A 22,787-nucleotide genomic window follows, 5' to 3' on the forward strand; every position below is an offset into this window, starting at 1 on the left:
GAAAAAATAAGAATTATAAAGAAACAATGAGGTTTTGTTACTTTAGTTCTATCAGAACTAAGTTCCTGCTTTTTTCTATTTATCAATCATAATATATACGGGCAATTTTATTCATCTTAGGAGGGAAAAATATAGATATATACAAAAAAAGGAAAAAAACTCTAGTTCTTTTCCTTTTCATTTGTGCGGCTGAAGGGACTCGAACCCCCACGCCGTGAAGCATCAGATCCTAAGTCTGACGTGGCTACCAATTACACCACAGCCGCATTGGAATCGTGTGCAAAGGTAACGCTTTTTTATAAATCCGCAAATATTTGCGGTATTTTTTTAGTAAAACCTTATTTCTTCCCGGAATCAGACAAGAGAAGAGCGATCGCGGCCTCAATGATCGTATCTTTTCCTTTCTCGATATCTTCTTGGGTTATGGATACTTTGTGTTGGGGATCGATCCCGAATTCCGTGTGTTGCATGTTTATGTCCAACATAGGTGACGCAGAGAAACGAACCCCCCATCCATTGGGTAGCTCGGAGTTGAAAGGAAGCCCACTGCCGCCTCCCGTACGATCTCCCATCGTCGTAACGTAAGGCATCATGCGTACTTTCTGTACGAAATCATTGGCGGCGCTGTAGCAATGGCGGTTTGTCAAGACCACGACCGGGCGTAACCAGCGGATACGCTCAGAGGGCGAGAGGTAAAGAGGATAAGGCTCGGAGAAATCATCGTGTCCTTTACCGGTCTTATGCTGGATATAGCCGGTTAATATCTTTTCCTCCAAGAAACGGGAAGCGATGCGATCGGCGTTTGATAACAGACCCCCGCCATTGTCTCGGACATCGAAGATCAAGCCTTTGCAATCCTTGAATTGATAGAAAATATGATCCAACCCGCTTTCTCCGGCAGAACTTGAAAAACTTCCGTAGTAAATATATCCGATCTGCCCGTCACTGAGTGTCGTATACTTAAGTCCTCCGGCGATCGAGTAGTTTTTCCCGAGGTAATTCTCTTGTATCTGGGAGTAGAAATTGTCCGGGTAATCCAGGTACCAATCCCAATACCGCGACATATTAAAGGTAGATATCAAATTGGTGTGCCCGTCTTTTAACTCGTTCAGCATATTTCCTAATACATCGAATAAGACGTATTGGTCCATCGTATCGCTTATCTGTGTTTTATAACGGTCGTGAACCTCATTCCAGTCGATATCCTTGTATTCGAAAAAGCAGTAATTCTCATCCAATATTTTCCAGAGCGCCTCAAAGTTCTCATGAGGAGAGGCTACGTATTCATCCGATTTCTCACATCCGGCAAATAAGGATACGAAGGATATACATATATATATAAGATATCGTTTCATTTCATTTGATTTCCTTTTAATAGTAAGCACTTCTGAATTGGCGGGTATTCTTTAGGCGTTTTCCTCCGAAAGAGATAAATTCTTTCACGAGGCCGATCATAAAAGAGTGAGAGATTATATGAGACTGTATCCCGTTGACATCCGTGCGGTAAGAACTATTTAAGTAACCCGCCCGTATCGTGAAATGACAAACCGGGAAATCGACCGTGAACAAATTTCTCATGGCAAATTTATTATGGAAAGAGTTGAATCGTACCACTCCCGAGGCATTCCCCAAGTCGAAGATCTCGTAATACGATTGCCCGTAATGAGGAGAGAATAAAACACCGGCGAATGGAAGCGTGAGCTGGTAGCGTAGCGTCATTGGATAATCCTTGATGCGTAACTTATAGATCGCCATAGCGGAAATGTTCAAGTCGATATCCGCTTTAGCCGAAGCCGGGTTGTTTCCGTTACGGGTATTGTATATAAATCCCCCCATACCATGTACGGCTCCCCCTGCCAGCAGCTTTAAGTCCGGCAATACCGTGGGCAAATGATAATGATATCCCAACGTATAATCAATGAAACCCGCGAAATCCGTAGCGGTAGAGGCTGCATTATCCGTAGTAGCCAGATCAACACTTATGATTTGTTGCCTAGACACCCGGTAGTTTGCCAACCGGACCATTTTCATCCGTTCATTCATTATCCGTAATCCGGGGCCTGTATATTTTTTATCTTCCATGCTGGGAGATAAATAGGTATCCATCAGATTGTATTTTCCTATACCGATCATTGTCCCGTCATTTACGGACCAAGGTATATCGCCTTCGTCAGACTGGGCCTTGACCGGCGATGATACGAGAAACAATAAAAACAAACCGATCAAACAGGTGATATCTTTCATAAGTTATTCATCAAACAATTTCATCTGTCCTGTAATTTCATCAATGATATCCGTGGTGCTCTGTCCGTCTCCAGCGGTATCCTCGCCCTCATTGCCTTCGGCATCATTTGGCTCCGATGTGTTTTCAGTAGGAACGAAGCGATTAGGTTCCAACTCATTGATTGTCCCGATCTCAAATGTTGAGATTCGTTTCCCTTTGGCTTTGAAGCCTTTTACCGCGATAAATTCATCGGCATCCAGGATGAGAGCCTCCCGGAATGCGTCGTGCCCTCCGAATATCACCTCGATACGAGGATACACCTCATCCGTGAGCAACATCAAGCGATTTTTCGGATTCTCTCCCAGAAAATTCTGCTTCCGGGTGTTTACTTCCAGCAAGAATCGTTTGATATAATAATATTTCTGGTCTGCGTCGTATAGTACGGCGGTCCATACCTTACTTGGCTGGTATTTCTCGATGACCATGATATTGGCCTCATAGTGATTGCTGAGGTCGAAATTCGTGGCGTAGAAATCTCCATTCGGCAAGATCACCAATATTTGATCGTTGCTGTGGAATTCGCCAAGATCTTCCCCTCGCCCGTCGTAATTTAACCGGAGCACGTCCCAGTCAAACCATACTTCCCGGCCTCCCAACGTGGAAGAACCTTTCTGCTTGAGACTGATCTTGTGTACTTCCGCTTTGGTCAGGATATTCCCTTGGGAACCACGCCCCTTGATAGCGATCTCACTGAAATTTTTCTCGAAAACGAGCAGTTTCTGCCGGGGTTTAGGCTTTAAGATCACCTTGACGGTCTCTGCCTCCCCATTCGGGTTTGCGCTGAAATAAAGGACGCGAGAGCCTTCGGTACCTTTGGTTAGATCATATTCCCTGTCGCGCGTGGCGCCTGTTACGGCGAAGCGTTTGATATAATTATATCCGAATTTACCGTCGCGGTATATAACATTGTAAATCGTCCGGTTGTCGTTACGCTTAAACACGTTGACATATAGGATGTCTTTGCCGATAAACATTTTATCTGCCACCTTGACGATTTTGTATGTTCCGTTACGATAAAAGATGATGATATCGTCTATATCCGAGCAATTACATATAAACTCATCCTTTTTCAGCCCCATGCCGATGAATCCCTCTTGACGATTGATATACAATTTCTCGTTCGCTTCTACAACCTTGGTCGCTTCGATCGTGTCGAAATTGCGTATTACGGTATGGCGGGGATAAGCTTTTCCATATTTCTCTTTCAGCATGGTAAACCAATCGATCGTGTAGCCTACGATATGTTCCAGTTTATCGTTGATCTTGGCTATTTGTTCCAAGGTCTGCGCGATGAACTCATTGCTCTTGTCGGAGTTGAATTTCAGGATACGTCCCATCTTGATCTCCATAAGCCTTAAGATATCGTCTCGTGTGACCTCGCGGATAAATTTAGGTTTGAACGGCTCTAGGCGAAGGTCGATGTGGGATACCGCTTCGTCCATGTTTTTGGCATTCTCGAATTCCGGATCTTTATAGATACGTTCCTCTATGAAAATCTTTTCGAGAGAGGCGAAGAATAAAGCTTCCTCCTGCTCTTGTTTTTGTATCTTGAGTTCTTCCTGTAATAACCCTAGCGTACGGTCCGCAGAATGGCGAAGTACATCGTTCACCGTAAGGAAATGCGGCTTGTCTTCTTTGATCACGCAGCAATTCGGAGAGATACTGATCTCGCAATCCGTAAATGCGTATAAGGCATCTATGGTCTTGTCCGAAGAGACTCCCGGAGCCAGGTGTACCAGTATCTCTACTTCTTTCGCGGTATTATCGTCTATCTTTTTGATCTTTATCTTTCCTTTATCGTTCGCCTTCAAGATAGACTCGATCACGGTAGAGGTTGTTTTCCCATACGGTATCTCCGAGATAACCAGCGTTTTATTATCAAGTTTGCCGATTTTCGCGCGGACTTTCACCGATCCTCCTCGCTCTCCGTCATTATACTTGGCAATGTCTATAGAACCACCCGTCTGGAAATCCGGATATAGCGTAAACTCCTCTCCCCGTAGGTAGGCGATAGAAGCGTCTAATAGCTCATTGAAATTATGAGGCAGTATCTTTGAGGACAGACCTACGGCGATACCTTCCACGCCTTGCGCTAGCAATAAGGGGAATTTTACCGGCAAGGTAACCGGTTCCTTGTTGCGTCCGTCGTAAGAAAGTTGCCAAAGGGTCGTTTTGGGATTGAATACGGTCTCTAGGGCGAATTTGGAAAGGCGGGCTTCTATATAACGGGGGGCGGCGGCTCCATCTCCCGTCAAAATATTACCCCAGTTACCTTGGCAATCGATCAGTAAATCCTTTTGCCCCAGTTGTACCAGGGCATCTCCGATAGAAGCGTCTCCGTGGGGGTGGAACTGCATCGTATGACCTACGATATTCGCGACCTTGTTGTACCGGCCGTCATCCAGCCTTCTCATGGAATGCAGGATACGTCGTTGTACTGGTTTCAATCCATCGTTGATATGCGGAACGGCCCGTTCCAAGATCACATAGGAAGCGTAGTCCAGGAACCAGTTTTGGTACATCCCGGACAAATGATAGGTCGTGACACGTGCGTCCCCTTTTCCCGGGACTTTGTAGTCGGAATGGGTACTTGCCTCTTCCTCCGCAGTCTCGTTATCTGGGGTATTACTATTTACATCCTCAATTTCCTCGTTTTCCTTATCTTCGATATAATCGTCTTCTTTATCTTCCGGTCTCATAAAATCCAGTTCTTTCTACACAGCGCTATTACGGCAAATTGCTAATAGGGTGTAAATATAGCAAATTCTATTCTATTTCTTTGATAATTTGGCTGATTGTAACTAATAATGGGGGTAGTTTATCTTTAATGACATCAAGAACGATTTCTGCATCAAATATAGTGAAAAGATTGATATATACCATTTTAGGTGTGAGGTAACTATAAAATAGGGATTGAAATAGGGGTTTGCCGGAATTTTTTGTCTTATCAATAACAATTGATATTTACATATAAAAGAATAATGATATGAAGAAGTTGATTTTATTTGTATTATGTGCTTTGAGTGGCTTGATGGTGAGCGCTCAGTCGCGTTGGGGGATTACTCCAGAGGGTGGATTTGCCGCGGTTAATCGTGTTGGAACAGGGTCGAGTTGGCGTCCGGGAGTAAAAGTAGGAGTAGGTGTCTCTTATCAGTTTAAGCCCGGGTGAATTGGTTTGAAATCCGGTTTGTACTATGCGAATCGGGGTTATTCAATGGGTACTTATCCCCGGACTACAGAAACGGAAACATCTATTTTACGAGAAATGATGGGAGGTGGTATCACGCGACATTTCTTGCAATTGCCGGTTATGGCAGATTTCTCGTGGAAAGTCTCGGAGGATGTCCGTATGCACTTGGCGGTTGGTATGTATGCGGGTGTATCCGTTAAGAATAAAACCGATTGGGGCTCTTCTTTAACTATAGGATATTCGAAAACGCCTGAGACATTGGGCAAATACACCAGAGCTACCGGCCTAGGATATAATTATGGTTATCCGGGATATGATGAGGCTGGAAACGCTGATCATCCGTTCCGGGATATAAATTCTTTTGATTGGGGATTGACGGCATCTTTTGGTATAGAGGTGAATAACTGGGTGATGAATCTGGGGTATGATCTCTCTTTAAGTGATGAGGGTGGTAACTATAAGATCGATGGCGATAATTTCTCTCTGTATGAGGTAAGAAGTATCGGTGCCAATTACAATACGATGAGCCTGACGGTTGGGTATAAGTTCAAGCTTTAAACTTAAAATAGTAAGAAGAGGGAGGTATCCGGCAAATGTTTTACATTTGGGTTACTTCCCTTTTTTACAGATTGTATATCTATGGATTTGTTTTAATACGGCCTAGTTTAATCTCTGAGCTCATATCCTCATAAGATATTTTTAAAGCAAGAAATAACTTTACTGAATATAGATTGTTCATTGATAGGTATTTGTACGGGTAAAACGTAATTTCCGTTTGTGGTAGAGTAGCAATTCAATAATGATTTTTTGTTTTCTATTAAGCAGAAGAGGTTCTTTGTATCCGGCTTGTGTTATAAATGATGCTTCTATATTCTTACTCCTCGCAGGTATCCGATCTTTGGGGATTACGAGTTTAGTATGAATCATATCCGGTATCATGATATAATTGCTGAGAATACGCATACCTGTTAAAGTCAGGCAAATTAAAAGAGTCCCGGCTTTTACAAGGAAAGAGGGGGGCCTACTTAAGATATCGTCATTCTCTCCTTGATACAATTTGATATGTTCTAGATCTCTCATTATAGTTCCAACTGATTTTTGCACCGATAGCCCTAAATCCTAGTTTTTCAGCGGATTCACTGATACCCAGCAAAGATATTCCCGTACGAATAAAGCAGGATTGTTCGCATATATATTCCAGCGAATATCGCTTTCCATGATAAGCAGCGATCATTCGCAGGCAAGTAGGGCCACAGTCGTTGGCATCGTGTTGATGGTAAAAAGGGAATCTCTCTTTGAACATAGCGGGTCTCTATCTACTATTTTATCTCTTTGCGCCAGTTACTAAAGAAATAGTGAATGGCGTAAGCGTCTTTTAGGCAGTTTTCTAGTTCTTCGCTTCTTTCCTTCTCCAAGATGAATCTTCGGGATTGATTATAGTCGAAAGGCGTTACATATCGCTTCGGGATTAAATAGATGTTTTTACGTTCGCTTTCCTTTGAATCGTAGTATAGATTCATTAATTTCCATGGCCCCGTTGTTTTTAACACATAATCGAATCTATGCATATCATACAGATCTCCTTTATCGGAAAAGACAGCTTCTATGATTTTTCCCATAAATGGATGATTGGGGACACAAAGCATCATCCCATTGTTGAAATATCGATCGACCTCTCTCCCGACCCCTCCTTTATGAGTCTCTGGCTCTTCCGAAAAGCAACAAGTTTTGCCTTTGATTAATGGCTCTATTGAGCGAAGAGACTCATAATCAAAATCTACATACATACCGCCGAATCTATATAGGAATAGGTAGCGGATGGCATCCCAGCGTTGTATATTGTATGGAAATAGGTTATATACTTCCCAATATTGGGGATAATACTCTTGTACAAATGAGTTCATTTTGTCATTATCCCAAAGAATGTATTCCCATTCTGGATAATCTCTTTTCCATGTGCTTCCTAATATCTGAGATAATTTGGGTAGAGGTTTGTCTATCCCAGACCATACTTGATGTATGATTTTAGGAATATACATCGTATCTGTTGAGTTTGAAAAATGATTCATAGATTCCTTCTCTATAAATTTGCAAAAAGGATTTATTTTTAGAATTATATCTTCTGTACTATTAAGATAAATGAAATTCTTTGATTCCTTTATTAGATAAAAATGCAAGTTCATTATCTTCTAGTGGTATTCTTAGGCTGTAATCTGGATTTAAAACTATTTTGCACATAACGTATTTTGATTTGTAATAAAAAGAGAGGTATCTTAAAACAGATTACCTCTCTTTTTAGAGCTGTCTTCGGGAATACCTTAGACTGCTTTTGCGTAAGAGCTGCAATAGCAGTAGTTGTCACCACCTACTAATTCGTCCATCTCTTGCTCTAAGAGAGTTTCTGCTTCAGACAAACTTAATTTGTCTAATGTGCTTTTTTCTTATTTTTTAATTTTAAGTCAATAACTAAATATCTCATCGATGATCTATAATCTCCAAATTTCATCTGTCGCGTTGCTTCCTTTATATCGTTTCGGTGATGCGTTGAAACGGTAAGTTAAAGAAAAAATCACATTCTGTCTGTACATACTATTCTCCCAATAGGAATTAATTCCGTTAAAGTGTAACGATATATCATCGGAGTATGTGTTAAATATATCATTTCCTTGTATGCCGACTAGTAATTGATCCTTGAAGAAGGAGGTGTTTACATATACATTCGTGCTCCAAGAGGGTTTCTCATTATAACATACATAGTTATCATGCCCCTTAGTTCGAGCACGTATGTCTAATCCGAAATTCCAACCCTTAATGCTAAATCCATTCCTGAAGTTTGCGGAAAATACAGGTTTGTTATAAGTAATACTTGGTTCTCCGTAAGTAATATAGTTCTTGTTGAATGCAACGTCCCAATTGGGTCTCCAAATACCGAAAGTGGAACTGTAATTTAGCGAAAGTGTTAGAAAACGAGCCTTGTCGATATTATTGTTCTTAACTAATACGGAATTATTCATATACAACTCGGGGATTTCTGCCATATAATCTTCGCTCATATCGTAGACTCCCATGAATGTAAATTGTTTCCAGCCTAGTGTATAAGTTAAACTATTGGTGTATGTTGGTTGCAATAGGGGATTACCACTCCCGTATGTATAAGGACCCATATAGGTGATAGAACTACGTAGGCTTTGATAAGATGGACGAGATACGCTATTGCGATAGGCTAATTCCATTCTAATATCTTTATTTCCGTTGTAGCTTAAACGGAAGGTTGGAAACAAGCGCCTGTGTGTTCGACTCTGTTCATTGATTCTTTTTCCGTCTTGCAAATATTCGGATGCCACATTCTCATAGCGTATTCCTAAATCTCCGGAAAAAGTCCCGAAGGATCGATTATATGAAATAAAACCCGCATATAATTTTTGGGTCACTTTATTCCAGCTGGAATAAAGGCCATCGATGCCTGAGTTTTCTTTAATATCAGTATATTGTTTGTTATAAGTATGGGAACCCTCTGCCCCATAAGTTAGGTTTCCACCCCATAAGGGTGTTTTTAAGACTAATTTTCCTGCGTATAGATCGTATTGGGATCCATTTATTGTCCTTTGGCTTTCTTCGCTTTTGTCTTCAAGGAGATTGATCGCTCCATTGTATCCGTTATTTTTGGATGTCTTGTAATCTATATCTAGTTTTAAATTCATCCATTCAGCGATTTTACCGTTATAATAAGCATTTACATAATGGCTGTGAGCGTCAGAATCTCCATAAGTTTGTGTATGGACAGGCTGTTCTTCCTTTTCATTAAGGGAAGCATATGTATCTATATCGTAATTGAAATTCGTACTGAATGTGTTGAAATACTCGTAACGTGCTCCAAAAGAGTGATCTTCATTGATTATATAGTTTAATCCTCCTTGAGGCATTCGGTATTTTAACATATCATCATCTTTCCGTTTTGATATTACTGTTCTCGTGCCTTCCTCTGTTGGTATTTCGTTTGTCCAAATTCTGTCTTTCGGGAAAGACATATTCGCATACTCGAAACTTGCGAATATGTCTAATTTGCCTGTACGATAGTTCAATGACGCACGATCCATAGTGAACCATTCACTATTATACTTATTGTAAGTCCAAAGATCAATACTAAGCCCTTCCCCTACCGGGCGTGCGGTCTCAACTTTGATTACCGCATTGACCGAAGCGTCATACTCCGCTCCCGGATTGGTGATGACGGTTACTTTCTTTATGTCTTTGGAGTTGATGCGTAACAGGTCGTTATTGTCTCGTACCAAACGATTGTTGATATAGACAATAGGTGTTCCTTTGCCAAGGACGGTGAGAGCGTTATCCGTTTTTGTGACAAACGGCATTTGTCCCAATACTTCCGACAGATTCCCGATGCTTTTCAATGGTGTATTTTGAATATCTGCCGATATGCCACCGTTTTCCATCTTAAATAATTTGGCGTGCCCGGTTACTACCACTTCCGACAGCATCTCTTGTTTCGGGGTTAAGGCGATAATTGATTGGTTTTGCGAGTGGAACGGCTCCGTATAAGTCTCATATCCGATCAATGAGATCCGTAAGATCAACTTTTCCGTAGGGGGAACTAGCGAGAACGTGCCGTCATCTCCGGATACCGTACCCGTAACGAAGGCCGAATCCACCGCTTGTAAAAGGACTACATTTGCAAATGACAAAGTTTCTTTAGTCGTAGCGTCTATTATTTTTCCTTTGAAGGATTGAGCGAACAATTCTTGGAAAGGGAGGGCCAACAATATGAATAATGATAAAACTATCTTCATTGTATTTATTTTTTATAGTGTATGTTATTATGCGATTACCGTCTTGACGAAGGGTCATATAATAAGATTCTCCCATGGGCAGGTTTCCTATATAAGGTCTGTTGCGCATCTAAGGAGATATACTCTTCTTGTAATATATTCCCCAAAGAATCCGTTATTATCACTTGCAGATCCGAGATATCCCTATTACCGGATATATAGATAATATCTCCTTTTTGGTCGATAGAAACCGGAAGGCTTCTATCCCCTTCCGGGCGGTTATTTATATTGTCTGGAACTGCCTGTATGGTTATGGAGGATTCTTGTAAGATACCTAAAAGGATTAATCCTATAATGTACATGTTATGTTTCATAAATTATTTCGTATTTGTTTTGGTCGTAAAGGTAGGGTCGGGGGTAGAGTATTGCAAATAAGTGAATTTACAAAATTTTCACTTGTGATAATCACTTATAAACTAGATATAAATTGATCGAAAAACTCAGCCTTCCCATCTATTCCTTTTAATTTTTTATACATGCGGATGCGGGCGTTGGTGATAGCCGAATTACTTCGGTTCAGCATTTTGGCAATGGTTTTGAGCGGAAGTGAGATCTTGATCAGATAACAGATTTGTAATTCGACCTCCGAAAGTTTTGGGTAAAGCGTCAGCAAGCGATCCGTGAAGCGAGGGTAGGTGAGATCAATGGCGGTATGCAGTTCTTGCCATTGTTCTTCGGTTATCTTGGCAGAGTTCTCATTCCACTGATGGAAAATATGATAAATTTCCGAGCTTCTAAAACTTAGCACGTGCGGGGGAATCTTTGCTTCTTTTACTCCTTTTTTTTCTAGTTGGGTATAAGAGGATAAATCATTTTCTACCTCTTGAAGCCGTTTCTGTAAATAATTCTTTTCGTTTTCTAGTTGTTGGCTGCGGGTTTGGAGGTTTTTTATCATTTGTCTCTCGTCTTCCATAAGGGCCAAGCTGTTTGAGTAGGCTAGTTCATTGAGCATACGTGCGGTCCGAGCCAATCGCAAGATCCTCGCTTTCTTGTATAGAAGCCTATTGTAATATAGATAGCCGCCGCTTGCTAATACGATTAGTCCGCAAGTCAGTAATAATAGCCAGCGTTGATGGCGGTTATTCGCTTCTTGCAGCCGGTTATTTTCCTCCTCATAGGATTGGAAATTGTATAGGGCTTGGATTTTCGCGACTGTCTCCGTTTGCGTCCATTGGTTGATGGAGTCTTGATAGGCTAAGCTTTTATTTGCGTAAGCTATGGCCTCTGGCAGATGACCTAATCGTGTCTCTAGTTCAGATAATCCCTTGTAAGCACTTTGAATTTGATAGATACTTCCTTTGCCTAGCACATTATAATAACAGTCACGAGCTTTTTCTAATTCGCCCGCTTGTTGATAGATTTTTCCTAGAAGTACCCAGTTGTTATACGAGTATCTGTCCTTCTCAAACAACTCAAAGATCAGCGATTTCGCTTTCTCCGGCTTCCCTTTGTCATAATAAATCCATGGTACCTCACTCAGTATGATATTTTTTATCCGCATAGCTCCTTTCTCATAGCCTTCCATATAATAATATAATGCGCTGTCAAGCTCATGCTGATCATGAAATATGCGTGCGATATTGCGAAAGGAATAGCCGACTGCGGTGCTGTCATTTCTCAAAATGGCATATTCAAGTTCTTTCTTTCCCGCTTTATTCGCTTCGTCGTATACACCTTGTTGTGTTAGCAAGATACAAATTTGCCCATAGGCTTTCCCTATCAATCCATATTCTTTCGTCTTTTCTCCAAGTTTTGTTACATATTGGAAAGCCTTTACCGCCCGGGGTGCGTCTCCCAGATCCCGATAGACGCTGCCTAAATAATAGTAGGCTTCCATCTGTTTGTGCAAGTCTCCATATTTATCATAGAACCGGACGATTTCTTGAATGGTGGAATCGGAAGTATGTTCATGATAGAGTTTATCATTCGCTTTGATCTTTAACAGATTGTAATACATCCAGGTTTCCTCTGGCTCGGCTTGGAGCGTGGAAGGTAGTATGCTGTCGAGGTATAGCAAGGCACTATCGGGTTGTGTCTCTACGCATCGTATCGCTTGAGACATCGCTTCCGGATAAACAGGCTTTCTGGTACATGCGCTGACGATCCCGATATATAATATAATGATTAAGATGATTCTCATTGGTAATTACATGATTCCCGAATGCGAATATACATATATTATTCCACTATTCCATTATCCACCGCTCAATGTTACGTGTCTCGGATGAGAAGTTTACGCCAATCTTGAATAGTTTGCGCTCATCGTTGGCGAAGGGAAGGAGATATTTGGCAAAGCAAAAGTTTTCCTATGGAGAAACAAAAGTTTTCCGATTATTAAACTAAAGTTTTCTATACGGAAAACTTTAGTTTTTTTGTACTAAAAACTACAAATAGCTATATGCTAATATTTTATCTGTATTGAAAGAGGATCGGATAATGCTATATAGTGAGTGTGGAGGATCGCTGTGTTTGGTGATGGAAATTTCTGCCACCATGAGTTAGATATCCTAAGATCAGACGATTGTATGGGTAGTTGTAGATGTTGCAGCAAATGGGTTTGTAAATTATATTGGGAGAATTGAAAGTTAAAGCGATGAACGAATAACTTTCAATTCTCCATTTTGCAATTAAATGGTATAATATTGTTCCCATCCCTTACGAGGCGGTACTCCGCATAGCATCTTATTCGCCTCCGGATCGTTCGTGATCTGTTTCGTGTCGCGGTCGAAGACGAGCTTGCGGTTCAAGCGTTGGGCCAATACGCCGAGACAGAATACTTGGCTTAACGGACCGGCGATAGCGAATGGCGAGCGGGTCTTCTCCTTGCCCATGCAACTTAACAGGAAGTTTGCGTAATGGTTGGACGGGCTTTGAGGAACTTCCGGCAGGCGGGATGCCATCTCTTTCGCCTTCTCATCCGGGATGATAGACAAGGTACTTCCATGAGAGCCTCCCTTGAAGGTTAATTCTTTCGAGTAGATTTCCTTACCCGGGTTCAATTTCGCCGGTTGTATCTTGCCGCCGGCTACGGTCGGGATGTTCGGGTCGAGCTCGGAAACACCGTAACCTTCCGGGACGGCGGGGATATTGTCCAGGCCGTCGTACCAAGTGATATCCACGGCCGGCATAGTTCCTCTTTCCGGGAATCTAAACAGAAGGGTAGACGACATCGGGAAGAAAAACGGGTTATGATCTTTCAAATAAAGTGGATTTACTTCCGTAGGCAATCCCAGATCCAGGAACTCATGCGCCGTATCCAGAATATGAGCGCCCCAGTCTCCTAAAGCTCCCATCCCGAAATCGTACCAGCAACGCCATTGCCCCAAATGGTAATCATGGTTGTAATCGTGATATTGAGCTACGCCGATCCAGGTATCCCAATCCATCGTGGCGGGAATCGGCTCTCCCATAGGCATATGCCTGATGTTCGGGTTCCAGCCGTGCCAACGGCGGGAGTTGTTCATATGGGCGGTGATCGCTGTCACGTCCTTGATGATACCGGCCTCTTTCCATGCCTTGAACTGGAAATAGTTCGCCTCGGAGTGTCCTTGGTTCCCCATCTGGGTGACAACACCGTATTTCTTCGCCCCGCGCATCATGATCTCTATCTCTTGGAATGTGCGGGCCATCGGTTTCTCTACATATACGTGTTTACCATGCGCCATCGCCTCGATCGTGATCGGGAAGTGGGAATGATCCGGCACGCCTACGGTTACGGCATCTATCTTGTCTGCCATCCGGTCGAACATCGTGCGGAAATCCTGAAAACGGGCTGCTTTCGGGAACATGTTGATGATCTCTTGCGTATGGGGGGCGCCCATATCCACGTCGCAGAGTGCTACTACGTTACACAGGCCTGTGTTATACAATTCCTTGGCGATCTCGCCTCCTCGTTGTCCGATGCCGATAAACGCTATGTTTACCCGGTCGTTGGCGCTGATTAGCGGGGAAGTAGGTAGAACGCCTCCCCGGGCGGGGGTCCAGAACGACGGGATCGCTGATACTGCCGATAAAGCTAGCGCTCGCTTCAGGAACGAGCGGCGTGAGATTTCTTCTGATTTCATGGTATTATCTGTTTAAATTATACTGTTTGCGCAAACACTAACGATTTACGTCGTAAATATACAAAACTTTCCATAGTTACGGAAAAAATCATTTACTTTGCAACTTTAATGATGGATCAATAGCAAATTAGTATATTATGGCACAAGAAGATGTTTTTAAGAAATTGGTTTCACACTGTAAGGAGTATGGTTTCGTATTTCCCTCTTCTGAGATTTATGACGGATTGGGAGCGGTATACGATTACGGCCAGTATGGTGTTGAGTTAAAGAATAATATAAAAAAATATTGGTGGGATAGCATGACTTTGCTGCATGAGAATGTAGTGGGTATCGATTCCGCTATTTTCATGCACCCTACTATCTGGAAAGCTTCCGGCCATGTTGACGCTTTTAATGATCCGTTGATCGATAATAAGGACTCGAAGAAACGTTACCGTGCGGACGTTTTGATCGAGGACCACTTGGGAAAGATCGAGGAAAAAATAAATAAGGAGGTGGCGAAGGCCGCTAAGAGATTCGGGGAGGCTTTCGATGAGGCTAAGTTCCGTGAGACGAATCCTCGTGTGCTGGAGCATCAAGCGAAATGGAATGAGATCCATGAGCGTTACAGCAAGGCGATGAACGAGTCTAACTTCGAGGATCTTCGTCAATTGATCTTGGATTGCGAGATCGTTTGCCCGATTTCCGGAACCCGTAACTGGACGGAGGTTCGCCAGTTCAATTTGATGTTCTCTACGGATATGGGTTCTACCGCGGATGGTGCGATGAAGGTTTATCTTCGCCCGGAGACGGCTCAAGGTATTTTCGTGAATTTCTTGAACGTGCAGAAGACCGGCCGCATGAAGATTCCGTTTGGTATCGCCCAGATCGGTAAGGCGTTCCGTAATGAGATCGTGGCCCGCCAGTTTATCTTCCGTATGCGTGAGTTCGAGCAAATGGAGATGCAGTTCTTCGTTCGTCCGGGTGAGGAGATCGAATGGTTCAAGAAATGGAAGGCTACGCGCTTGAAATGGCACCAGGCTCTTGGCTTGGGCGACGAGAAGTATCGTTATCACGATCACGAGAAATTGGCTCACTACGCCAACGCCGCTACGGATATCGAGTTCGAGATGCCGTTCGGGTTCAAGGAAGTGGAGGGTATCCATAGCCGTACGAACTTCGACTTGAGCCAGCATGAGAAATTCTCCGGTAAGAAAATCCAATATTTCGATCCGGAATTGAACCAGAGCTATACGCCGTATGTGATCGAGACCTCGATCGGCGTGGATCGCGTGTTCTTGAGTATCATGGCGGGTTCTTATTGCGAGGAGACACTGGCGAACGGAGAGAGCCGCGTGGTATTGAAATTGCCCGCAGCCTTGGCTCCGATCAAGTTGGCCGTATTGCCATTGGTGAAGAAGGATGGCCTGCCCGAGAAAGCCGAGGAGATTGTGAACATGTTGCGTTTCGACTTCCGTTGCCAATACGACGAGAAGGATTCTATCGGTAAGCGTTATCGCCGTCAGGATGCGATAGGTACTCCGTATTGTATTACGGTAGACCATGACACCTTGAAGGATAATTGCGTGACGATCCGTTTCCGCGATACGATGGAGCAAGAGCGTGTAAGCATCGATAAGCTTCACGATATTATTACGGAGAAGGTAAGCATGAAGAATTTGTTGAAAAAGATAATTGGATAAACGGATGAAAAAGTACTGGCATATTGCGTTGATGTTGTTTTGTGTGCTCATGATCACCTCTTGCGGGGATGATGAGGAAACACTGGAGGTGGATGAGGTTTGGAAAGTCCAGAATGAGGAGGCTTTTCAGGCCCAGATGCTGGTTCCTGGATTCGAGCAATTAAGTTCTCAGAGTAATGCCGGATTTATTCTTTACAAGGTACTTAAGGAAGGCGAGAGTAAGGAACAAATCTATTATACGAGCAAGGTGGAGTGTTACTATAAAGGAACATTTATTGATGGTACGGTTTTTGATGATAAATCGTTTGAGGCAGGGGCTCCTGCCGAGATTACTGTTTCTGCTAGGGTAGACGGTTTTGCTACAGCCTTGCAGAATATGCATCCGGGAGACCGTTGGGAGATTTGGATTCCTCAACAGATGGGATACGGTTCGATTGGAAGGAGTGAATCGGGAACTGTCACGATAAAGCCTTATACGACTTTGATCTTTGATCTGGAAGTTACAAAAATTATCGAGGAATAGATTCTTTCGTCAAAAATAATTGCGGCCGCCTCTTTTTAGGGGTGGCCGTTTTTTATAGTTATATGTAACCTGGGGGAGAGCAAACCCCTATAAATAATTAAAGCCTGTCTCCCGACAAGCCCTAACCAAACTTTGTTAACCTTAAATCTAATACTATTATGAAAAAACCACAGTGCAAAGATACGTTTGTCAATACCTTTTGTCAAGCCTTTTACGGCTAATATATGTTAAGCAACATATTCGTACCTGTCAAAAAATATTATACAACATAAAACTCTATATATTACAATCAAAATCTTCTAATTTTAACGGAGATTAGATCCCCTTTATAAGATTGCTCACCCCTTGCCCCCACATATATACCTAGTTGTAGAGACGGGGCGTGCCCCGTCTCATCCCCTCGAAATGGTAACTTAAAGATACTATCAGACGGTGGGAGACGGGGCACGCCCCGTCTCTACAACTGGGTATATATATATGTGTGTGTATCGTGGTAGTGCTAAAGGGAAAGGCGCTCTTTCAGTAACTTATAGCCGGCGCTGCTGGCACGAAGATAGGTGCCGTCTTTTAACCGTACTTGATAGGTCTCTTTCCCGAATAACTCTACTCGCAGGATCTGCTCCGTATTGACGATGTAAGAGCGGTGTATACGTACGAACTCCGGTGAGGGGAGGTTTCGCTCGAAATATTTCATGGTTTGTTCTTTTACGTGCTGGCCGGTGGTGGTGAATAAAGTCACATAGTCTCCACAGGCTTGCAGGTAAAATATCTCCTTTATAGGAATGATATGGATACGTGCCCCGTCTTTCACGGATATACGGTCTAATGTCTCTGCGTCTTGGGAAACTGCCGGTACTCTTTCTTCCTCGATTTCTGTCTGTCTCCCGGGCGATGACGTGTCCTCTTTTTTCTCTTGGCTGGCGTACCATTGGGATAGGATGATCCACGCCATTAGGCCAAACAGGAACCGGAAAGGAATCGTGACCGAGAATTCCTCCCAATCCTCCAGCTTAAATATTTGTAGTATGATCGAGCATCCGGCTATGTAAGCGATCTGTACGAGTATGGCGAGAGCCGCTCGTGCTTGTATGATATGTAACGTACATTGTACATACCAAAGATAATATCCCGCTATGGCGAACAACGCTACGGAAAGCAGGCTGTCGGCCAAGGTGACGCTTGGCGGGAGATCGCCATAAATGGTTAATAACGCGCATTGGATCGCTATGGCTAAAAGTAATAATAGGCTTCCCAGCCCTTTATGTAATATGGATGTTGTAATAGGATGTTCTTGCATAATGCGTTTAGTCTCTTAATTCAAGGCCGCTGAACGACAAGTCGCCACATATATGTAGTGTGTGTGTCATGTCGGTTACTTCTGTCAGGTCTCTCATGTCTTGGCATCCGGCCAAGAAGGAATCTACCTTCAGGCGAACCAGCCATCCTTTAGGGACGTATATTACCACGCCGCTGAAGGAGCTATCTATGTTTATAACGGTTTCATCTGCCTCTAAGGTTGTTTTTTTAAGATCAAGGATCACGTTGCCGAAAGATACGTTTATGTCTGCCCCCTTGAATACGGGGTCTAGTACGATGTGTTTTATCGAGTTGAATGTGGCGTCGACCGATACGAAACCGTTGTCTGTTTCGTAGTTGATCTCATCGCTAGGTTTCCTGTGTCCGAAAAGGGGATGGTCGAAAGGATGTTTATGTTTCTTCCTGCCGATGGAGTCTTTCCGTTTCAGCATGATGACCAATCCTAACAGGATTAACCCCAGCGGCCAATATACACGTAAGAAATCGTTCGTGATCCAATTTAACTGCGGGAAAAGGAAATAGACCCCTACACCTATGAGAAGCGTGCCTCCTACCGGATGGCGGTGGAAGATCGTAAAGATACCCCATACGACAAGCAACATCGGCCAAGATACGATCAAGTTGAATAAGGAGGGATCTATCATTCCCAGGTTCCGCAGTAAGAATAATATACCGACAATGATAAATAGGGTAGCGACAAGATATCCGTTTGTCCTTTTCTGTTTAAAATCGTTGTCATAATCTTTCATGTCCATAAGTTCCATTTTTTGTTTTTCATCAAATGTACGGGGCTTTTATCCTATACGCAAGTAAATATCGTTGATTTCGATACCGGTATCGGCGAATAACCGAATAATCCCGATTAAAAAAGGCTTGAATAGGAAGAAACGTATTTTGTAGCAAGGGCTGATAGATCTTGATGGGAAGGGATAAAGATTTGTTTATTCCCGTGTGAATCGGTTGTTTGACGAGAAGTATACCCTATAAAACAATTAAAGCCTGTCTCCCGACAAGCCCTAACCAAACTTTGTTAACCTTAAATCTAATACTATTATGAAAAAACCACGATGCAAATATACGGAGTTACCGTAATTTGTCAATAGTATTTAGTGCTAAATTGTGTTTTGTAACATATAATAAAGTCTAATGGGCGTTTGAGTGGCTTCTAAATTTTTCGATATAGTCGCATATGTTCTTTATGCCTTCTTCCTTCTGGATCCTCTCGCCTATATGGGCCGCGTTCTTTTTATAAAGCGGGTTGGTGACTAGGTCACAGACTTTGCGTTCTATTTCCTGCTTACCCGCTTTCGCTATTTTGATTCCTTCCGGCCCTAATCCTAATTGCCCGACTCGGTAAGACCAATAGGGCTGATCGATGATTAGCGGAGTGATTAGTTGGGGCTTCCCGGCCCTGCCTACGCTATGGGTCGTACCGCAACCACCATGATGGATGACACCGTCGCAATGTGGAAATATTAAATTGTGCGGAATCGGGTGTTTCATTAAAAATAGATGTTTATCCGCTTGTAGGGTGATTCCTGTCTTTGCCCACCCGGAACCGATGATGAGCCGATAGTCATGCCGCTTGCAAACCTCGACTAGGGTTTGGCTGAAGCGATTGCCATCTTTGGAACTGCAACTTCCGAGGGTGAAAAAGATAATGGGGCTTTGAGAACTGCCGACGAATGACATCATTTCCTCGTAGGCCTTTTCGTTATATTGAAAAGTGTCATTAAAGCAATAGCCGCCGATCGCCCATTCGAATGTCCAGGCCGTATCTACATTTCCTAGATGTTGACTGAAAAGCAGGTAATTATATGAATGTTCTCCCGCATGATAGCCAAAGTTGCGGATTGGGGTAAGCCCGTATTTCGCCCGGTTTTTATTAACCGTGTCTTTCACCATGAAATTGGTCATCCGGTTCATCAGTTTCCATAGGATAGCGGGAGTGATGATCGGGTTGGGCTTGGGAAACGGCAATACGGCCGGAGGGATTTTCTTTCCCGGCAGGAATGGAGCGTAGGCGGTGCGTATCAATGGCTTCTTGCAGTACTCGGCGATACTTGCGACAGCGAATTCCGAGTTGGTCGATACTAAAATATCATGTTCTTCCAGCAGGGGGATCAATTGATCAAATTGCTTATCTATTACGTTCCGCATCCATTTGAGGAATGGCCGGAATTTATGCGAGTTTTGTGTCGCGCTATCGATCATGCCTCCGATGTCGTCAAACGGTTGCAGTACATATTTGAGTCCGTAGGGTTTAACGGCCTCCTCGAATATTTGAGGCAGGTTGATCGTCACCTCATGGCCACGTCTTTTCAACTCTGCCGCTATGGCTAGATAGGGAAGGATGTCGCCTTGTGAGCCTCTGGTTACTAATAATATCTTCATGTTGCGTTTATTTAGGCTATATGTAGGCCTGTTTACCGGATGTTCAGTTGATGCAAACGTTCGATATCCAGATTATATTTGGTTTCCATCGCTTGTAGTTTCTGCTCGTCGATAGCTATAGGACGGTTCAACCGCTTTGTTTCCCGATATCCTTTGTATACGGATCGAATCATCTTACGTGGATTAAAAATGACGGATGAGGTGATCCAGCAGCCGTGCGTACACCAGCAATTCGCTTTGTATCCGTGTCCGATAGCGGAGATTTCTTGTTTCATCGCTTCGCTACTCATCACTTTGCTAATGTCGCAGCCGTATTCTTTGATGTTTCCTAGCGGCTGTCGTAGCTCACAGGCGCGAAAACGTCCGTCATAGTCGATTACTAAAGTGGTTTCGCCGGCCGTACAATCCATGCCCCAAGGTGTCGGGTGATCTATGTTGCTGGCACGCACGTTGTATAAAGTACGTATAAGGCCTAGATAGAAGAAACGTGTGATCGGTTTTCTTAAGCCGGTGGTATCTGCTACCATTCGGTCTGCGTAAGCAGAGTAGATGGGAGATATATTGTCTTGTATCTTGCGTAGTGTTGGTTCGGTCAGGACTTTCACGCCATCGTCGCGGGTCGTGCCTCTGGCGGCTTCTATTGTATGTGTAGAGATACGGAAACGTCCGTATATCCAAGCCATGAAGTCTTCTATCTGATCTATATTATATTTCGTGATGACGGTTGCTATATTCTTTAAGACCTTACCATCGTCTCCGAAATTTTCTTGTATTTTACGCAGGGTTTCCAATGCCTTATAAAAATTACCCGGTACGCCCCTCTGTGTATCATGGGTGTTGCCGAAGCCATCTAAAGACAGGCTTACGTTGATATTGCTGTCCGGGCAGTTCTGGCGGAATCGTTTTATCCATTCCACGATTCGGTCTGATTTTAAGCCGTTCGTGGGGATGTTTACATCTTTGATATGATTGTTTCTATAGAATAACTCCAGTATTTCCGGCAGATCCTCACGTAGGGTAGGTTCTCCCCCGGATATCCATAACCGGTTGAATTGCCCGGCGGTTTCTGATATTTTCTTGATTTCTTCAAAGGTCAGGTCGGGTTGTTTCTTGTCCATTTCTTGGGCGTAGAAACACATTGCGCATTTAGCGTTACATCGGCCTGTTACGAAAAGGAAAAGCGACTCGAGTTTTCTTTCTGTGCTCATTGCCCTGAAAGAACTGGTGGTTCGTTTTTTGTCCATTTTATTTTTGTTTTATCATTTGTCTTATCTGGCGCATGATTTTTTCCTTGCGTTTGATCAACACCCGGAGAAGATAGCATAAGAAGCCAAATAAAATACTTATTAGCATATAGATATGATCCTTTAAAGGCAAAGGTCGATGATAAAGCGACGTAAAACAATCTCTATTTGCAGTATTTTTTTGGTCTACCTTTAAATGGTGAGTCTATAAACGATTAAAGCCTGTCTCCCGACAAGCCCTAACCAAACTTTGTTAACCTTAAATCTAATACTATTATGAAAAAACCACGATGCAAATATACGGACTTTTCAAATCTTGTCAAGACTTATAGTGCTAAATTATGTTTTGCAACATATAACAAAAATAAAAATGCATCTTCCCTTGAAAGGAAGATGCATTTTTTATGATATACTAATCCAAATATTAGTCTTGTAGTTTAGCGCAAATGAACTCACGGTTCAAACGGGCGATGTTGCTAACCGAGATGTTTTTCGGGCATTCCATCTCGCAAGCACGGGTGTTCGTACAGTTTCCGAAGCCAAGCTCGTCCATTTTTGCGACCATGGCTTTTGCCCGGCGAGCAGCCTCTACTTTACCTTGAGGCAATAATGCCAACTGGCTGACCTTAGCGGATACGAACAGCATGGCAGAACCATTCTTACAAGCGGCTGCACAAGCTCCACAACCGATACAAGCAGCTGCGTCCATCGCTAAATCCGCGTCTTTCTTAGGGATAGGTATTGCGTTAGCGTCAGGTACACCACCCGTGTTGACAGATGTGAAACCACCGGCCTGGATGATTTTGTCGTAAGCGTAACGGTCTACCATCAAGTCGCGGATCACAGGGAAACCCGCGGAGCGCCATGGCTCGATCGTAATGGTTTCGCCATCGTGGAAACGGCGCATATATAACTGGCAAGTCGTAGCTCCGGTCGCCGGTCCGTGAGGATGTCCGTTTACGTATAAGGAGCACATACCGCAGATACCCTCGCGACAGTCGTGGTCGAATACGATCGGTTCCTTACCTTCGTTGACCAGTTGTTCGTTCAAGATATCCAACATTTCCAAGAAAGAGACACTTTGGTTGATGTTCTTCATCTGGTAAGTCTCGAATTGCCCTTTTTCTTTCGGACCCTTCTGACGCCAAACTTTGAGTGTGACATTTATATCTTTATCCATGATTCTAATTTTTGTGATTGATGATTATTACTTCTTGTAGTTACGTGTTTGAGGAACAACGAACT

General features: G+C 43.2%; 18 protein-coding genes, 1 tRNA gene and 1 pseudogene. 4 read left to right on the forward strand and 16 right to left on the reverse strand.

Annotation, left to right across the window (positions count from 1 at the left end):
• Nucleotides 1-184 precede the first annotated feature (184 nt).
• The 4 genes from Q0110_RS17175 to Q0110_RS17190 all read right to left on the reverse strand — a co-directional run bounded on the left by Q0110_RS17175 (nucleotide 185) and on the right by Q0110_RS17190 (nucleotide 4,983).
• Nucleotides 185-266, reverse strand: a tRNA-Leu gene (locus Q0110_RS17175).
• 72 nt (nucleotides 267-338) lie between these two features.
• Nucleotides 339-1,355: a S41 family peptidase gene (locus Q0110_RS17180; RefSeq protein ID WP_297909322.1), complete on the reverse strand. Its 1,017-nt coding sequence runs from the start codon at nucleotides 1,353-1,355 to the stop codon at nucleotides 339-341.
• A 16-nt stretch (nucleotides 1,356-1,371) separates the two neighbouring features.
• Complete coding sequence (locus Q0110_RS17185) at nucleotides 1,372-2,244, reverse strand: DUF3316 domain-containing protein (RefSeq protein ID WP_297909325.1); 873 nt, start codon at nucleotides 2,242-2,244, stop codon at nucleotides 1,372-1,374.
• A gap of 3 nt (nucleotides 2,245-2,247) precedes the next feature.
• The gene (locus tag Q0110_RS17190) at nucleotides 2,248-4,983 is read right to left on the reverse strand and encodes a DNA gyrase/topoisomerase IV subunit A (protein ID WP_297909328.1); all 2,736 of its coding nucleotides are present in this window, start codon (nucleotides 4,981-4,983) and stop codon (nucleotides 2,248-2,250) included.
• 287 nt (nucleotides 4,984-5,270) lie between these two features.
• Here Q0110_RS17190 and Q0110_RS17195 point away from each other — a divergent pair, with 287 nt between their 5' ends.
• Both Q0110_RS17195 and Q0110_RS17200 read left to right on the forward strand, forming a co-directional pair.
• Nucleotides 5,271-5,453 (forward strand): hypothetical protein, encoded by a 183-nt coding sequence (locus tag Q0110_RS17195; protein WP_297909331.1) that lies wholly within the window; start codon nucleotides 5,271-5,273, stop codon nucleotides 5,451-5,453.
• A 6-nt stretch (nucleotides 5,454-5,459) separates the two neighbouring features.
• Nucleotides 5,460-6,032, forward strand: a complete 573-nt coding sequence (locus Q0110_RS17200) for a porin family protein (RefSeq protein ID WP_297909334.1) — start codon at nucleotides 5,460-5,462, stop codon at nucleotides 6,030-6,032.
• 478 nt (nucleotides 6,033-6,510) lie between these two features.
• Here the strand turns inward: Q0110_RS17200 and Q0110_RS17205 are convergent, their stop codons facing one another.
• The 7 genes and pseudogenes from Q0110_RS17205 to Q0110_RS17230 form a co-directional block, all read right to left on the reverse strand.
• Nucleotides 6,511-6,777 (reverse strand): cysteine peptidase family C39 domain-containing protein, encoded by a 267-nt coding sequence (locus Q0110_RS17205; RefSeq protein ID WP_297909337.1) that lies wholly within the window; start codon nucleotides 6,775-6,777, stop codon nucleotides 6,511-6,513.
• A 16-nt stretch (nucleotides 6,778-6,793) separates the two neighbouring features.
• Complete coding sequence (locus tag Q0110_RS17210; RefSeq protein ID WP_297909340.1) at nucleotides 6,794-7,543, reverse strand: glycosyltransferase; 750 nt, start codon at nucleotides 7,541-7,543, stop codon at nucleotides 6,794-6,796.
• Nucleotides 7,544-7,792: 249 nt separating this feature from the next.
• Nucleotides 7,793-7,891 (reverse strand): annotated as a pseudogene (locus Q0110_RS18370) (hypothetical protein); the annotation flags it as partial.
• Nucleotides 7,892-7,960: 69 nt separating this feature from the next.
• Nucleotides 7,961-10,279 carry an outer membrane beta-barrel protein gene (locus Q0110_RS17215; RefSeq protein ID WP_297909343.1) on the reverse strand — a complete coding sequence of 773 codons (2,319 nt, stop codon included), beginning with the start codon at nucleotides 10,277-10,279 and terminating at the stop codon, nucleotides 7,961-7,963.
• A gap of 35 nt (nucleotides 10,280-10,314) precedes the next feature.
• The gene (locus tag Q0110_RS17220) at nucleotides 10,315-10,632 is read right to left on the reverse strand and encodes a hypothetical protein (RefSeq protein WP_297909346.1); all 318 of its coding nucleotides are present in this window, start codon (nucleotides 10,630-10,632) and stop codon (nucleotides 10,315-10,317) included.
• A gap of 95 nt (nucleotides 10,633-10,727) precedes the next feature.
• Nucleotides 10,728-12,458, reverse strand: coding sequence for a hypothetical protein (locus Q0110_RS17225; RefSeq protein ID WP_297909349.1), 1,731 nt, complete (start codon nucleotides 12,456-12,458; stop codon nucleotides 10,728-10,730).
• A 487-nt stretch (nucleotides 12,459-12,945) separates the two neighbouring features.
• Nucleotides 12,946-14,382, reverse strand: a complete 1,437-nt coding sequence (locus tag Q0110_RS17230) for a Gfo/Idh/MocA family oxidoreductase (RefSeq protein WP_297909352.1) — start codon at nucleotides 14,380-14,382, stop codon at nucleotides 12,946-12,948.
• 137 nt (nucleotides 14,383-14,519) lie between these two features.
• On the opposite strand from Q0110_RS17230, the gene Q0110_RS17235 reads away from it, so the two are divergent.
• Nucleotides 14,520-16,064 carry a glycine--tRNA ligase gene (locus tag Q0110_RS17235; RefSeq protein ID WP_297909355.1) on the forward strand — a complete coding sequence of 515 codons (1,545 nt, stop codon included), beginning with the start codon at nucleotides 14,520-14,522 and terminating at the stop codon, nucleotides 16,062-16,064.
• Nucleotides 16,065-16,068: 4 nt separating this feature from the next.
• Nucleotides 16,069-16,587 carry an FKBP-type peptidyl-prolyl cis-trans isomerase gene (locus Q0110_RS17240; protein WP_297909358.1) on the forward strand — a complete coding sequence of 173 codons (519 nt, stop codon included), beginning with the start codon at nucleotides 16,069-16,071 and terminating at the stop codon, nucleotides 16,585-16,587.
• Between the two features lie 499 nt (nucleotides 16,588-17,086).
• Here Q0110_RS17240 and Q0110_RS17245 read toward each other — a convergent pair whose 3' ends face one another.
• The 5 genes from Q0110_RS17245 to Q0110_RS17265 all read right to left on the reverse strand — a co-directional run bounded on the left by Q0110_RS17245 (nucleotide 17,087) and on the right by Q0110_RS17265 (nucleotide 22,722).
• On the reverse strand, nucleotides 17,087-17,884 hold the full coding sequence (locus Q0110_RS17245) for a LytTR family DNA-binding domain-containing protein (RefSeq protein WP_297909361.1): 798 nt from the start codon (nucleotides 17,882-17,884) through the stop codon (nucleotides 17,087-17,089).
• A 7-nt stretch (nucleotides 17,885-17,891) separates the two neighbouring features.
• Nucleotides 17,892-18,659, reverse strand: coding sequence for a DUF5668 domain-containing protein (locus Q0110_RS17250; protein ID WP_297909364.1), 768 nt, complete (start codon nucleotides 18,657-18,659; stop codon nucleotides 17,892-17,894).
• Between the two features lie 388 nt (nucleotides 18,660-19,047).
• The gene (locus Q0110_RS17255) at nucleotides 19,048-20,298 is read right to left on the reverse strand and encodes a glycosyltransferase (protein WP_297909367.1); all 1,251 of its coding nucleotides are present in this window, start codon (nucleotides 20,296-20,298) and stop codon (nucleotides 19,048-19,050) included.
• Nucleotides 20,299-20,330: 32 nt separating this feature from the next.
• Entirely contained in the window at nucleotides 20,331-21,542 is a 1,212-nt protein-coding gene (locus Q0110_RS17260; protein ID WP_297909370.1) for a radical SAM protein, read from the reverse strand.
• A 424-nt stretch (nucleotides 21,543-21,966) separates the two neighbouring features.
• Nucleotides 21,967-22,722: a succinate dehydrogenase/fumarate reductase iron-sulfur subunit gene (locus tag Q0110_RS17265; RefSeq protein WP_297909373.1), complete on the reverse strand. Its 756-nt coding sequence runs from the start codon at nucleotides 22,720-22,722 to the stop codon at nucleotides 21,967-21,969.
• Nucleotides 22,723-22,787: the final 65 nt, after the last annotated feature.

Origin of the sequence: uncultured Parabacteroides sp. (genome assembly GCF_947855115.1) — a bacterium.
GTDB lineage: Bacteria > Bacteroidota > Bacteroidia > Bacteroidales > Tannerellaceae > Parabacteroides.

Coding starts and splice junctions, on each gene's coding strand:
- Q0110_RS17180 (WP_297909322.1), bottom strand. CDS start 1,355: ATGAAACGATATCTTATATATATATGTATATCCTTCGTATCCTTATTT.
- Q0110_RS17185 (WP_297909325.1), bottom strand. CDS start 2,244: ATGAAAGATATCACCTGTTTGATCGGTTTGTTTTTATTGTTTCTCGTA.
- Q0110_RS17190 (WP_297909328.1), bottom strand. CDS start 4,983: ATGAGACCGGAAGATAAAGAAGACGATTATATCGAAGATAAGGAAAAC.
- Q0110_RS17195 (WP_297909331.1), top strand. CDS start 5,271: ATGAAGAAGTTGATTTTATTTGTATTATGTGCTTTGAGTGGCTTGATG.
- Q0110_RS17205 (WP_297909337.1), bottom strand. CDS start 6,777: ATGTTCAAAGAGAGATTCCCTTTTTACCATCAACACGATGCCAACGAC.
- Q0110_RS17210 (WP_297909340.1), bottom strand. CDS start 7,543: ATGAATCATTTTTCAAACTCAACAGATACGATGTATATTCCTAAAATC.
- Q0110_RS17215 (WP_297909343.1), bottom strand. CDS start 10,279: ATGAAGATAGTTTTATCATTATTCATATTGTTGGCCCTCCCTTTCCAA.
- Q0110_RS17220 (WP_297909346.1), bottom strand. CDS start 10,632: ATGAAACATAACATGTACATTATAGGATTAATCCTTTTAGGTATCTTA.
- Q0110_RS17225 (WP_297909349.1), bottom strand. CDS start 12,458: ATGAGAATCATCTTAATCATTATATTATATATCGGGATCGTCAGCGCA.
- Q0110_RS17230 (WP_297909352.1), bottom strand. CDS start 14,382: ATGAAATCAGAAGAAATCTCACGCCGCTCGTTCCTGAAGCGAGCGCTA.
- Q0110_RS17235 (WP_297909355.1), top strand. CDS start 14,520: ATGGCACAAGAAGATGTTTTTAAGAAATTGGTTTCACACTGTAAGGAG.
- Q0110_RS17240 (WP_297909358.1), top strand. CDS start 16,069: ATGAAAAAGTACTGGCATATTGCGTTGATGTTGTTTTGTGTGCTCATG.
- Q0110_RS17245 (WP_297909361.1), bottom strand. CDS start 17,884: ATGCAAGAACATCCTATTACAACATCCATATTACATAAAGGGCTGGGA.
- Q0110_RS17250 (WP_297909364.1), bottom strand. CDS start 18,659: ATGGACATGAAAGATTATGACAACGATTTTAAACAGAAAAGGACAAAC.
- Q0110_RS17255 (WP_297909367.1), bottom strand. CDS start 20,298: ATGAAGATATTATTAGTAACCAGAGGCTCACAAGGCGACATCCTTCCC.
- Q0110_RS17260 (WP_297909370.1), bottom strand. CDS start 21,542: ATGGACAAAAAACGAACCACCAGTTCTTTCAGGGCAATGAGCACAGAA.
- Q0110_RS17265 (WP_297909373.1), bottom strand. CDS start 22,722: ATGGATAAAGATATAAATGTCACACTCAAAGTTTGGCGTCAGAAGGGT.